Source organism: Nocardia sp. MH4 (assembly GCF_019266065.1).
GTDB classification, from domain to species: domain Bacteria; phylum Actinomycetota; class Actinomycetes; order Mycobacteriales; family Mycobacteriaceae; genus Nocardia; species Nocardia canadensis.
This window is the reverse complement of record NZ_LPNR01000108.1, coordinates 45,325-57,472: the sequence shown is the minus strand read 5'-3', so window position 1 is coordinate 57,472 and position 12,148 is coordinate 45,325. Positions and strand designations below refer to the sequence as shown.

Below are 12,148 nucleotides of genomic sequence, written 5' to 3'. Positions count from 1 at the left end.
CATGGTTGCGCTCAACACAATTCGAGCGGAATGCGCGATAGCGCCGAGTTAGCCGTCGGCCGGATACTCGGGATTGTTACCATTTGGTGGTGTTTGCGCCCGGCCCCGCGTTGCTCGAATTATCGGCACGTCGAAATCTGCGACAACTGAATACCATGTACGGAGTTCCCGCGGCGGCCGCTGCCGCGCAGGCCCCCGGCCTGTCGGCTCAGCTCGACCAGCACGGCGCGGCCGTGCGGGACATTCTCGCTTTCGGCGTCGGCGGATCGGCACGTATTCCGATCGCCATTCTGCTGTCGGGGTATGCGCGCGGGCTGCTCGACCAGGTCGCCGAGGCGCTGCTCCCCGCGGCCCCGCACTCCTGGCACACGGCCGACTGGTGGCAGCTGCGCTTGGCCGCGGTCTGCCTGCACGCTGAACCGGCCTGAACACCGGAATCGGCGCTCCGCCACCGTGACGGTGACGGAACGCCGGCGCCGGTCGGTCAGCGTGCCGTGTCGCCGCCCCACTCCGGGCGACCCGGCTCCGGGTAGCCCGCGCCGGGGGTGACCCACTGCTGCGCGCCTTCGGCGGGCGCCGCGACCTGCCCACCCGCGCGCGCCGCGTCCTCACGGCCACGCTGGTAGGCCTCGGCATGACCCTTCATGGCGGGCATCTCCGCCTCGAGATTGCCGAGCCAGCTGTTCCAGCGCTGCTCCATGGGCCGGACCAGGCCGCCGCCGACACCGACCACCAGGATGCCGCCGATGGTCGCGAGCACCGCGATCAGGATCGGCGTGGTCACCGAGGTCGCGACGCCGATCTGGTTCAGCGCGGCGATGATGCCGATTCCCCAGATGAACACCGAGGCGATGCGGCCGAGCATCCGGCCGTAGGACAGCCCGCCGAGCACGGAGGTGACCAGCTCGCTCACCGCGTGCGCGATGGCCGCCGCGATCACCACGATCACGATCGCCACCGCCGCCTTCGGCAGCCAGGCCACGATGCCGGTGAGCAGATCGCTGACCGGGTTGGGTCCGAAGACACCGAAACCGATCTGCAGCGCGATCAGCAGGATGGCGTAGTAGGCGATCTTCGCGAGGAGATCGGAGGCGTCGTATTTACTGCGGGACATCATTTTCTGGAGCTGCCCGCGCTCGACCAGCCGATCGAATCCGACGCGCTCGAGCACCGCGTCGACGATCTTGGCGACCACTTTCGCGATGATCCAGCCGATCACCAGGATGGCGACGAACGCGGCCAATTTGGGGAGGAATTGCGCTACCGAACTCCAGGCATCGGTGAAACCTTGCTGGAAGTCGATCGCGATTACGGAGTTGTCCACAACACGTCCTTTCGCTCGTCCCACCCGGATGCCGTCCTTCGGTGGGTACCCGGGTTCTCGGAGCCGAATCGTCAATTTGCGAGAAATTTGCTCTTGCCGGAATCGGGTGTCGGCGGCTGGTCGGAGGGGGTCTTGCGCCCCGTGGTCTTCTCGGTCATCGTGTAAGTAAGTGGTTACTTACGACGAGGGCATGTGACGCCGACATCGCGGGACCGGATCATGACCGAGGCCTTGCGCCTGTTCGGGGAACAGGGGTTCGCCAAGACCTCGGTCGCCCAGATCGAGCAGGCGGCCGGACTGTCCGGCGGGTCGGGGGCGCTGTACCGGCATTTCACGTCCAAGGACGAACTGCTGGTGCGCGCCGTGGCGACCCGGCTCGAGGATCGCGGCGAGTGGAATCGTTTCCTGTCGCCGGAGTTCTCCATCGCCGCGGCGCTGGATTCGCACACCGCCGGGGGCGAGCTGGTCGAGAAGCTCGTCGCGCTGTGCCGGATCGGCCTGGCGCGCCTCGACCACGACCGGGACGTGACCCGGATCCTGTTGCGGGACAACTCGATCCCTGGCGAACTGCTGGAGGTGTTCCGGCAGCAGGAGTACGCGGTGGTCATGTCGGCGGTCACCCGTGGCTTGATCGAACTCGCCGGTCCCGGTGCGCGTGTTCGGGATTGGGATGCCACCGCCGCCGTCCTGGTCGGCGCGCTCGCGCACTTCTGGATGATGCGCGACATCTTCGACGGCGGACACCCGGCGAATGTCGACGCCGACCGCTATCTGCGAGCCACCGCAGAGCTGATCGCCGCCCGGCTCGACCGGGCGGGAACCGAGGGAGAGGACAGCTGATGCGTACACCCATCACCGTTGTCGGGGGCGGACTGGCCGGCCTGACCGCCGCGATCGCCGCGGCCGAGACCGGAGCACCGGTCGTGCTGCACGAGGCGCACCGCACGCTCGGCGGTCGCGGGCGGGCCACCCCGGCGCCGTACGTGGCACACGAGGGCGCCCACGTGTTCTACGCCGACGGACCGCATTACCGCTGGTTGAAGGAACGCGGTTTCGTCGCCGGCCTCGGCTTCCCGTCGATCGGGGAGGCGGTGAAGATCGGTTTCCGCGCCGACGACCGGATCCGGAAGGCACCGCCGCTGGGGATGCTGCGCGCCCAGTCACGCAAGTGGCTCCAGGCCCCGGTCGACGTCGACTTCCACCGCTGGGCCGCCGAGCGCTGGGGCGAACGCACCGCCACGCAGATCGCCAACGCGATCAGCGTGGTCACCTACGACGCGAACACCGGCAGGCTCTCGGCCGCCTTCGTCTGGGACCTGTTCCAGCGGGTGCTCGGGCCCGCCGTGCCCGCGGTCCGCTGGGTGCGGGGCGGCTGGCAGCAGACCATCGACCGGATGGTCACCCGCGCCACCGAACTGGGCGTGGCGATCGATACTGGTTCGCGCGTGGACGCGGTGCCCACCGGCGGGCCGGTCATCGTCGCCACCGACCTGGACTCCGCACGACGGCTGCTCGGCGACGACTCCCTGCGCGGCGTCAGCGGTTTCACCGCCCTGCTCGACCTCGGCGTGACGAAGGACAGCCGCGACCGCAACCTGGTCTTCGACCTGGACGCGGGCGGCTTCCACGAGAGCTACACGATGCAGGACGACACCATCGCGCCGACGGGCGAATCACTGTTCCAGCTCCAGATGCCGGTGCGCGACACCGAGTCCCGCGCCGAGGCGCACCGCCGCCTGGAAGCCTTCGCCGACGCCACCGTCCCGGAGTGGCGCTCGCGCACCACCTTCCACCGAACGGCGACGGCGAAGGGCCGCACGGGCGCTCTCGACCTGCCCGGCACCACCTGGCGCGACCGGCCCGCCATCGATCGCGGCGACGGGGTGTATCTGGTGGGCGACATGGTCGCGGCACCGGGAATGCGCGGCGAGATCGCCATCAACAGCGCCCTGACCGCCGCCGCGTCGGCCGTCGCCGGCCTGCGTACAGCGTCCAGCGCTGTGCCGAGCACCGACCCCGCCTAGCCGTCGGTGACCGATCCGATCGACGATTCCCGATGTCGGTCGGGTCGGGCCGAAATTCGGTTGCGCCGCTCGCCACCCGATTCCTAGGGTGAGCCACATGTCGTCTTCCATGTTCGCGTGCAACGTGTTCATTCGCATCCGCTCCGCCCGGGCTCTGGCCCGCTAGCGGACGCGGATACCTCATCGGCGTCCACCGGCGCGCCCAGGGCCCATCGAGCTCTCACCTACTCGATGACCCGAAGGGGCAACTGCCGTGGCGCAGGATTTTGCACACCGAAACTACTCACACACTCAGCGCAAGGTCACCGGGCGCGGCGGCGGCCGGACGCCGCGCGATCTGGCGAGAAGGACGCTCTCGCAGAACTTTCTGGTGGACCGGACGGCCGTCGACGCGATGCTGACGGTCGCCGATCCGGCGGGCGAGATACTCGAACCCGGCGCGGGGGAAGGCGTCCTCACGCGGGCGCTGGCCGGCCGTGGCGCGCGGGTCACGGCCTACGAGATCGATCCGCTGCTGGCGGCGAAACTCTCGGCGCAGACCAGGGCCGAGCGCGGAATCCGCGTGGTGCGTGGCGATTTCACCAAGGCCAAGGCGCCGCGCACGCCGTTCGCGGTGGTCGGGAACATCCCGTTCTCGGTGACCTCCGAGATCGTCGACTGGTGCCTGGCCGCACCGGCGCTCACCTCGGCGACCCTGCTCACCCAGCGGGAATACGCGCGCAAACGCACCGGCGACTACGGGCGGTGGAGTCTGCTGACCGCGACGAGCTGGCCGTGGTTCGGCTGGCGGCTGCACGGACAGGTGCACCGCACCAGCTTCCGGCCGGTCCCCGCCGTCGACTCCGCCATCCTGCGGATCGACCGGCGTCCGGAACCGCTTGTCGCGCACCGGGACTCCTACACCGAACTGGTGCGCACCGGATTCTCCGGGGTCGGCGGCACGGTGCGCGCCTCGCTGCGCGCCCGATACCAGGGCGTGGACGCGGCCCTGGCCGAGGCGGGCATCGCCGATGACACCGTGGTCGCCTACGTCCACCCGGAACAGTGGGTCGCCCTGCATTCCGCGCTCACCCGCTAGCCGGGCACCGCTGCCGCCCCGGCGCGCGGGGCGGCAGCGGGCTCAGTGGCCGATGGAGCCGGTGCTGAGGAAGCCGAGCAGGTCGTGGCGGGTGATGACGCCGACCGGCTTGCCGTCCTCGACGACCATCAGGGCGTCGGAGTCGGACAGCGCCTTGGTGGCGGTGGACAGCGGTTCGCCCGAGCCGATCAGCGGGAACGACGGGCTCATGTGCTGGGCCACCGAGTCGGTCAGCTGTGCCCGGCCCTCGAAGACGGCCGAGAGCAGGTCGCGCTCGGTGACACTGCCGGCGACCTCGCCCGCCATCACCGGCGGCTCGGCGCCCACGACCGGCATCTGCGAGACGCCGTACTCGCGCAGGATCTCGATCGCGTCGCGCAGGGTCTCCGACGGGTGGGTGTGCACCAGGTCGGGCAGCGCGCCGGACTTGCCGCGCAGCACGTCGCCGACGAGCGGTTCGGGCCCGGCCTCCAGCGGGGTGGTGAGGAAGCCGTAGGAGCTCATCCACTTGTCGTTGAAGATCTTCGACAGGTAGCCGCGGCCACCGTCGGGCAGCAGCACCACGACCACGGCGTCGGGATCGCGCCGGGCGACCTCGATCGCGGCGACCACGGCCATGCCGCAGGAGCCACCGACCAGCAGGCCCTCCTCGCGGGCCAAGCGGCGGGTCATCTCGAAGGAGTCGGCGTCGGAGACGGCGATGATCTCGTCGGGAACGCTCGGGTCGTAGGCCGAGGGCCAGAAGTCCTCGCCGACACCCTCGACCAGGTACGGGCGGCCGGTGCCGCCGGAGTACACCGAGCCCTCGGGATCGGCGCCGATGATCTTCACCTTGCCGCCCGAGACCTCCTTGAGGTAGCGGCCGGTGCCGGTGATGGTGCCGCCGGTACCGACGCCGGCGACGAAGTGGGTGACCTTGCCTTCGGTGTCGCGCCAGATCTCCGGACCGGTGGTCTCGTAGTGGCTGTCCGGGCCGCCCGGGTTGGCGTACTGGTTGGGCTTCCAGGCGCCCTCGATCTCGCGGACCAGGCGATCGGAGACGTTGTAGTAACTGTCCGGGTGCTCCGGCGGCACGGCGGTCGGGCAGACCACGACCTCGGCGCCGTAGGCACGCAGGACGTTGCGCTTGTCCTCGCTGACCTTGTCCGGGCAGACGAACACGCACTTGTAGCCGCGCTGCTGGGCGACCAGCGCGAGGCCGACACCGGTGTTACCCGAGGTGGGCTCGACGATGGTGCCGCCCGGCTTCAGCAGCCCTTCCTCTTCGGCGGCGTCGATCATCTTGACCGCGATCCGGTCCTTGGAGCTGCCGCCCGGGTTGAGGTATTCGATCTTGGCGGCGACCAGGCCCGCGTTCGGGCCGACCACCGAGTTCAGCCGAACCAGAGGGGTGTTGCCGATGAGGTCGACGACATGATCCGCGATACGCATACCCCCATCGTTGCAGAGCCGTAGCTCGACGTCGCGACCTGGTCGGATCCTGTGAGCAGTGGCACCACCGGCGGCGCCGCGCTCGGCCGGTCCGGCAGCTGCTGCGCGGCCGATTCGCGCCGTAGAATTTTCGGATGTGAGCGCACCTCGAATCAGCTGGCGGACCGCTGTCGTCACCGGGGCCACCACCGTGCTCGCCGGATCGAGTGCGGGCACCGTCTCCTGGGCGACGTATCGACTGCTGATGACGCAGGCCGGGGCGGCGCGCGCGGTCATCGGGCGCGACACCTCCAAACCACCGGAGGCCGACGGCGTCTACGCTCCCGGCGCGCAGCTGCCCGAACCGTGGCGCAAGGGCGTACCCAGCGACCTGCACCTGATGATCTTCGGTGACTCGACCGCCGCCGGACTCGGCTGCCTGAGCGCGGCCGACGTCCCGGGCGTGCGGCTGGCGCGCGGGCTCGCCGACGCCACCGGCTCGCGCATCCGGCTCAGCACCAAGGCGATCTCCGGCGCCACCTCCAAGGGCCTGGCCGGGCAGGTGGACGCGATGTTCGTCGCGGGGCCGCCGCCGGACGCCGCCGTCATCCTGGTCGGTGCCAACGACATCACCAAGAAGCACTCCATCCGGGCCTCGGCGCGCAGGCTGGCCGCCGCGGTGTCGCGGCTGCGCGCGGCCGACGCGCTGGTCGTCGTCGGCACCTGCCCGAACCTGGGCACCGTCACCGCGATCCAGCAGCCGCTGCGCACGGTGGTGGCGAACTGGAGCGTGCGTCTGGCCAAGGCGCAGACCGTCGCCACCACGCTGGCAGGTGGTACCCCGGTGCCGATGGGTTCACCACTGGTCGCCTCGGAGTTCCGCGCCGCCCCGGAAATACTGTTCGCCACCGACGGATTCCACCCCTCCGCGGCGGGGTACGAATTGGCCGCCGCCCAGCTGCTTCCGGTCCTCGTCGAGGCGGTGCGCAGCCGACCTGCCCTTCCCGTCGCGCACGGCGAGACGTAGATTCACGAAAGACCGGCAAGGTAAACAGCCGTTCACAGAACCATCCGAAAAGGAGTCCTCATGCCCGAGGCCGTTATCGTCTCCATCGCCCGCTCCCCCATCGGCCGTGCCGTCAAGGGGTCCCTGGCGGGTATGCGTCCGGATGACCTGACCGCCCAGATGGTGCGCGCCGCGTTGGCCAAGGTCCCCGCGCTCGACCCGAGCACGATCAACGACATCATGCTCGGCACCGGCTCCCCCGCGGGTGAGGGCGGCTTCGGCATGGCTCGCAACGTCGCCGTGCAGCTGGGCCTCGACACCGTGCCGGGCACCACCGTCCAGCGCTACTGTGCGTCGTCGCTGCAGACCACCCGGATGGCCTTCCACGCGATCAAGGCCGGCGAGGGTGACGTGTTCATCTCCGCCGGTGTGGAGACCGTCTCCCGCTACGCCAAGGGCTCGGCCGACAGCTGGCCCGACACCAAGAACCCCGAGTTCGCCGAGGCCGAGGCCCGCACCAAGAAGACCGCCGAGGGCGGCGCGGGCCAGTGGCACGACCCGCGCGAGGACAACCTGCTCCCCGACGTCTACATCCCGATGGGCCAGACCGCCGAGAACGTCGCGACGCTGACCGGCATCTCCCGCGAGGACCAGGACCACTGGGGCGTGCGTTCGCAGAACCGCGCCGAGGAGGCCATCAAGAACGGCTTCTTCGAGCGCGAGATCACCCCGGTGACCCTGCCCGACGGCTCGGTCGTCAGCAAGGACGACGGCCCGCGCGCCGGCGTCACCTACGAGGCGGTCAGCCAGCTCAAGCCGGTCTTCCGTCCCGACGGCACCGTCACCGCGGGCAACTGCTGCCCGCTCAACGACGGCGCGGCCGCGCTGGTCATCATGAGCGACACCAAGGCCAAGGAGCTGGGCCTGACCCCGCTGGCCCGCATCGTCTCCACCGGCGTGTCCGGCCTGTCCCCCGAGATCATGGGCCTGGGCCCGGTCGAGGCCGTGCAGCGCGCGCTGGCGCTGGCGGGCAAGTCGGTCTCCGACATCGACCTGTTCGAGATCAACGAGGCCTTCGCCGTGCAGGTGCTCGGCTCGGCTCGTGAGCTGAAGATCGACGAGGACAAGCTCAACGTCTCCGGTGGCGCCATCGCGCTGGGCCACCCGTTCGGCATGACCGGTGCCCGCATCACCGCGACCCTGCTGAACAACCTGCAGACCTACGACAAGCAGTTCGGTGTCGAGACCATGTGCGTCGGCGGCGGCCAGGGCATGGCCCTCGTGATCGAGCGCCTCAGCTGAGATAGCACGAAAAGAGCGGCCCACCGAATTCGGTGGGCCGCTCTTTTATGTCTCGGCTGTCAATCCCGCTGGAAGTAGCTCAGCAGGCGCAGGATCTCGACGTAGAGCCAGACCAGGGTGACGGTCAGGCCGAGGGCGACGCCCCAGGCGGCCTTCTCGGGGGCCTGGGCGCGGATCAGCTGATCGGCGGCGTCGAAGTCCAGCAGGAAGCTGAACGCGGCGATGGCGATGCAGACCAGGCTGAACACGATCGCCAGGGCGCCACCGTCGCGCAGGCCGAAGCCGCCGTCGGTGAAGAAGCTCGCGATCAGGTTGCCCACCATCAGCACCAGCACGCCGACCATGGCGCCGAGCAGCATGCGGGTGAAGCGCGGGGTGACCCGGATCGCGCCCGTCTTGTAGACGACCAGCATGCCGAAGAACACGCCGAAGGTGCCGAGCACCGCCTGGCCGATCAGCGCGCTACCGCCCACACCGCCGAAGGTCACGTCGGTGAACATCAGCGACAGCGCGCCGAGGAACAGGCCCTCGAACGCCGCGTAGGACAGCACGATGGCGGGGTTGTCCATCTTGCGGCCGAAGCTCGCGACCATCACCAGCACGAAGCCGATCAGGCCGCCGCCGATGACGAACAGCGGAGCCAGCGAGGGGTTGGCCGAGGACAGCGCGAACGAGGCGATCGCCGCGACGGTCAGCACCGCGAGGGTGATGCCGGTCTTGGTGACCACGTCGTCGATGGTCATCGCGCGGGTGGCGGGGGCCTGCTGGAATTGCTGGCCGTACTGCTGCCCGTACTCGCCGTACTGCTGCTGGTTGCCCAGCTGACCCGCGCCGGCCACGCCCGAACCGAAGTTCGCGTAACCGCCGACACCCTCCTGGCGAGGTAAGTTCTTGAACACCGGATTCGATGAGGTACGCACCGTGCGCCTTTCTTGGAGTGAATAGTCGCTGTTCGCCTGACGGCGGGCAACAGCTCCAACTGCCCTGTACAACGCGTCGTGATCGGACATAGTTCCCAGCGGATCGCCGCACCGCCCGACCGGACAAATCGGACTCTACCGCGTCCGACCGGCTCTATCGTTGTACGTCGCGCAGACCACGAACGGACCGCGTCACCGTGAACTTCTGGTTCCGGCCGATCACATCGGTGTGCCCGACCATCCGCTCGACCACGCCGCGATAGTTCAGGTGCGAGTTGTAGACCGTCCACAGCTCCCCGCCCGGCCGCAGCACCCGGCCGGTCTCGGCGAACATCTTGATCGCCGAGCCGGTGTGCACGGCCGCGCCGACGTGGAACGGCGGATTGCACAGCACCAGGTCGGCACTGTTGTCGGCGGCGGAGGACATGGCGTCGTCGCGCACCACCGTCACCCGGTCGGCGACACCGTTGGCGGCCGCGGTCGCCCGGGCCGAGGCGACCGCCGCGGCGGACTGATCGGTGCCGACGACCCGCAGGTGCGGCCGCGACTTGGCCAGCGCCACCGCGAGGATGCCGGTGCCGCAACCGAGGTCGATGGCCTCGCGCGCGTCGGGCTTCATCCGGTCCAGATGCTCGAGCAGGAAGCGGGTGCCGATATCGAGGCGGGGCCCGGAGAAGGCGGCGCCGTAGGCGAGCACGTCACCGTCGATCTCGGCGATGCGCTCGGCCACCGGGAACCGCGACTCGCCGACCGGCTTCGGCTCCGCGACGACCAGCACCCGGGACTTCTGCCTGCCCCGGCCCGCGCGCACCTGCCCGAAGGATTCGGCGAACACCTCGTTCATGGCCGGGGTGAGGTACTTGTCGCGGCCGCCCGCGAACACGACGACCTCCGGCGCGGCGTACCTGGCGACGGCCTCGGCGATCTCGGCCAGCCCCGACAGCATCCGGGGCAGGCGCATCAGCACCACCCGCGCACCGGTCAGCAACTCGGCGTCGAGGCCGTGCGCGGTGTAGCGGTCGGTCAGGCCGAGGTTCTTGGCGTTGCCCGCGAGCGCGAGTTCCCCGGTGAGCAGGTCCTGATGCACCCGCACACCGGTGAGGTCGTGGCGGGTGGCCGCGCCGATGGTGAGTGCGCCGTAGGCGTCGCCGATCACCGCAACCTCGCCGCTACCCACCGCCGTCAGGGCCTCGGACGCGGTGTCGAGGAGCAAACGGTCGGCGGCGTCGACGGCATAGAGGTTCGGCGCCTCCACGTCCGGATACCGGCGCAGCCGGGTGAATACGTCCTCGACTCTGTCCACGCGACAAGTGTGCTAGATCGTTGCCCCACCGTCACATCCGGCCCTGATATCCGCCGGTGGCCTTGCTCACAGTGCGTAATGGGAGTGGGTATTCCGATGGGCACGAACAGCTTCCGCCGATTTGCGACACCCTTGCAGACCGGCGCGAGCCGGCCGATCTCACGAATCCCGTTGTTCCCCAATGTTTCGGCCAGATGAACGAACAGAGACCGGCCCCGAACATCGCGGTGACGGCGGCCGGGCGGGCGGGCGAATCCGTCGCCACCGCGGGCCGAGCACGGCACCAGCGGCGATCGGGCCGCTCCGCGCGCGGTTCGGCACTCCAGCAAACTCACCGTAGCCCGAACACACCCACGTTCGTGCCCTCGTCACGGCGCCTGCCCTGCGTACCATCAGCCTCATGCGTAACGCTCTCGTGTTCGGATTGGTCGCCCTCGCCGCGCTGACACTGCCCGGCTGCGGCACCGACGACGCGCCGGCGGCTACGCCACCTCCGACGAGCACCACCAGCACCTTCGCCGATGCCACCGGCGCGGCGCCCAGCGACAACGCCCCCAAGTCCGGCGCGGCCTCGGCGGGCGCGGCCCTGACCGTGACCGACATCAGGATCGGCAAGCAGCCCGGCTTCGACCGGGTGGTCTTCGAGCTCGGCGGCACCGGCACCCCCGGCTGGCAGGTCGAGTACACCGATCGCGCGGTTCAGGACGGCAGCGGCAAGACCGTCGATGTGGCCGGTCGCTCGATTCTCGAGGTGCGCATTCTCGGATCGGCCTATCCGTTCGATTCCCCGGTGCCGCCCTTCGCCGGGCCCGACCCGGTGACCGACCCGAACGTCCCGAACATCACCGGCGTCTACAAGAAGATCGTGTACGAGGGCACCACCCAGTCGTTCATCGGTGTCGACGCCGACGCGCCCGCGTTCGCGGTCACCACGCTGACCGACCCGCCGCGCCTGGTCGTCGACATCGCGAGCCCGTAGCCGCTACCCCTACCGTGTGCGGGTATTCCGGGTCCCCCGATCGCGCTGGTTAGACTGGGCGTCGTGACCGACCAGCATTCGCGCGTGCGCGCACCCGGCATCGCCAGGGTGCTCGCGGTGTTGGCGCTGCTGGCCGGAATCGTCGCCATGCACTCGGCGGTCTTCGGCACCGCCCACGCCCACGCCCACGACACCGCGTCCGAGTCGCATGCCCTCCCGGCCACGCTCAACACCGCCGCGGTGAGGCACGCCGCTCCGGCACCGAGCGACAGCGCGAACACCACGACCTCCGGTCTCGCCGACGGCCCGCCGAACCACGGCCTGCTCGCGGCCGCCCTCCCCAGCGACGACCCACTCGCCGCCACCGGCTCAGTCGACGCCGCCGCGCACCTCGATTTCCCCGGCGAGGACCAGCTCACGGACACCGACATCGCACCCCCCGGCGACAGCCGACTCGCCGCCGCAGGGTCCGACGCCACCCACATCGCCCGCCCCGGCGACGACAAGCACGCGATGGGATCCGGCTGTGGGGCATCGGGGTGCGACGAGCGCGCGGGTATCCACGGCTGTGTCTTCGTCTTGGCCGCGCTCGCCGCCGCCCTGACCCTGGTCCTGCTCTACCGGCTCACCGACGACGACTCGACCGGTGGCGGCGCCGCCGCCCGGCCCTGGCGGGGCAGGCGCGAGCGCCCGCCGCCGTGGACCGTCCTGACCCTGTCCCAACTGGCGATTCTGCGGATCTGACAGGTCCACCGCCCCGGCTTCGCCGGTGGCAGGACCGAATCACATCCACATCGAATCC

The 12,148-nt window shown here is 69.9% G+C and carries 12 protein-coding genes; 8 read left to right on the top strand and 4 right to left on the bottom strand.

The window, feature by feature from the left end; all coding sequences use genetic code 11:
- Nucleotides 1-155: 155 nt before the first annotated feature.
- Complete coding sequence (locus ATM97_RS19745; RefSeq protein ID WP_255588076.1) at nt 156-428, top strand: DUF6401 family natural product biosynthesis protein; 273 nt, start codon at nt 156-158, stop codon at nt 426-428.
- Between the two features lie 56 nt (nt 429-484).
- On the opposite strand, the gene ATM97_RS19740 is transcribed toward ATM97_RS19745, so the two are convergent.
- Complete coding sequence (locus ATM97_RS19740) at nt 485-1,324, bottom strand: hypothetical protein (protein ID WP_218719506.1); 840 nt, start codon at nt 1,322-1,324, stop codon at nt 485-487.
- Between the two features lie 219 nt (nt 1,325-1,543).
- Between ATM97_RS19740 and ATM97_RS19735 the strand changes: the two genes are divergently transcribed.
- From ATM97_RS19735 to erm, 3 genes are all read left to right on the top strand, one after another.
- A complete protein-coding gene (locus ATM97_RS19735; RefSeq protein WP_255588075.1) occupies nt 1,544-2,164 on the top strand; it encodes a TetR/AcrR family transcriptional regulator in 621 nt (206 codons plus the stop codon).
- Nucleotides 2,164-3,348, top strand: coding sequence for an NAD(P)-binding protein (locus tag ATM97_RS19730; RefSeq protein ID WP_218719504.1), 1,185 nt, complete (start codon nt 2,164-2,166; stop codon nt 3,346-3,348). Before ATM97_RS19735 ends, ATM97_RS19730 begins: the two co-directional genes overlap by 1 nt.
- A 337-nt stretch (nt 3,349-3,685) precedes the next feature.
- On the top strand, nt 3,686-4,426 hold the full coding sequence (gene erm / locus ATM97_RS19725; RefSeq protein ID WP_255588093.1) for an ErmE/ErmH/ErmO/ErmR family 23S rRNA (adenine(2058)-N(6))-methyltransferase: 741 nt from the start codon (nt 3,686-3,688) through the stop codon (nt 4,424-4,426).
- A 42-nt stretch (nt 4,427-4,468) separates the two neighbouring features.
- Here the strand turns inward: erm and ATM97_RS19720 are convergent, their stop codons facing one another.
- Entirely contained in the window at nt 4,469-5,857 is a 1,389-nt protein-coding gene (locus ATM97_RS19720) for a cystathionine beta-synthase (RefSeq protein ID WP_218719502.1), read from the bottom strand.
- 136 nt (nt 5,858-5,993) lie between these two features.
- On the opposite strand from ATM97_RS19720, the gene ATM97_RS19715 reads away from it, so the two are divergent.
- Complete coding sequence (locus tag ATM97_RS19715; protein WP_218719501.1) at nt 5,994-6,863, top strand: SGNH/GDSL hydrolase family protein; 870 nt, start codon at nt 5,994-5,996, stop codon at nt 6,861-6,863.
- A 60-nt stretch (nt 6,864-6,923) separates the two neighbouring features.
- Complete coding sequence (locus ATM97_RS19710; protein WP_218719500.1) at nt 6,924-8,144, top strand: acetyl-CoA C-acetyltransferase; 1,221 nt, start codon at nt 6,924-6,926, stop codon at nt 8,142-8,144.
- Nucleotides 8,145-8,203: 59 nt separating this feature from the next.
- On the opposite strand, the gene ATM97_RS19705 is transcribed toward ATM97_RS19710, so the two are convergent.
- Both ATM97_RS19705 and ATM97_RS19700 read right to left on the bottom strand, forming a co-directional pair.
- Nucleotides 8,204-9,064 carry a Bax inhibitor-1/YccA family protein gene (locus tag ATM97_RS19705; protein WP_218719499.1) on the bottom strand — a complete coding sequence of 287 codons (861 nt, stop codon included), beginning with the start codon at nt 9,062-9,064 and terminating at the stop codon, nt 8,204-8,206.
- Nucleotides 9,065-9,218: 154 nt separating this feature from the next.
- Nucleotides 9,219-10,367: a methyltransferase gene (locus ATM97_RS19700; RefSeq protein ID WP_218719498.1), complete on the bottom strand. Its 1,149-nt coding sequence runs from the start codon at nt 10,365-10,367 to the stop codon at nt 9,219-9,221.
- A gap of 400 nt (nt 10,368-10,767) precedes the next feature.
- Here ATM97_RS19700 and ATM97_RS19695 point away from each other — a divergent pair, with 400 nt between their 5' ends.
- Nucleotides 10,768-11,346, top strand: a complete 579-nt coding sequence (locus ATM97_RS19695; RefSeq protein WP_218719497.1) for a hypothetical protein — start codon at nt 10,768-10,770, stop codon at nt 11,344-11,346.
- 63 nt (nt 11,347-11,409) lie between these two features.
- The gene (locus ATM97_RS19690) at nt 11,410-12,090 is read left to right on the top strand and encodes a hypothetical protein (protein ID WP_218719496.1); all 681 of its coding nucleotides are present in this window, start codon (nt 11,410-11,412) and stop codon (nt 12,088-12,090) included.
- The last annotated feature ends 58 nt before the right edge of the window (nt 12,091-12,148 follow it).

Bases quoted from the DNA above. Each gene is read 5' to 3' on its own strand.
- ATM97_RS19720 (WP_218719502.1), bottom strand. From the start codon at position 5,857: ATGCGTATCGCGGATCATGTCGTCGACCTCATCGGCAACACCCCTCTG.
- ATM97_RS19735 (WP_255588075.1), top strand. From the start codon at position 1,544: ATGACCGAGGCCTTGCGCCTGTTCGGGGAACAGGGGTTCGCCAAGACC.
- ATM97_RS19730 (WP_218719504.1), top strand. From the start codon at position 2,164: ATGCGTACACCCATCACCGTTGTCGGGGGCGGACTGGCCGGCCTGACC.
- ATM97_RS19745 (WP_255588076.1), top strand. From the start codon at position 156: ATGTACGGAGTTCCCGCGGCGGCCGCTGCCGCGCAGGCCCCCGGCCTG.
- ATM97_RS19710 (WP_218719500.1), top strand. From the start codon at position 6,924: ATGCCCGAGGCCGTTATCGTCTCCATCGCCCGCTCCCCCATCGGCCGT.
- ATM97_RS19695 (WP_218719497.1), top strand. From the start codon at position 10,768: ATGCGTAACGCTCTCGTGTTCGGATTGGTCGCCCTCGCCGCGCTGACA.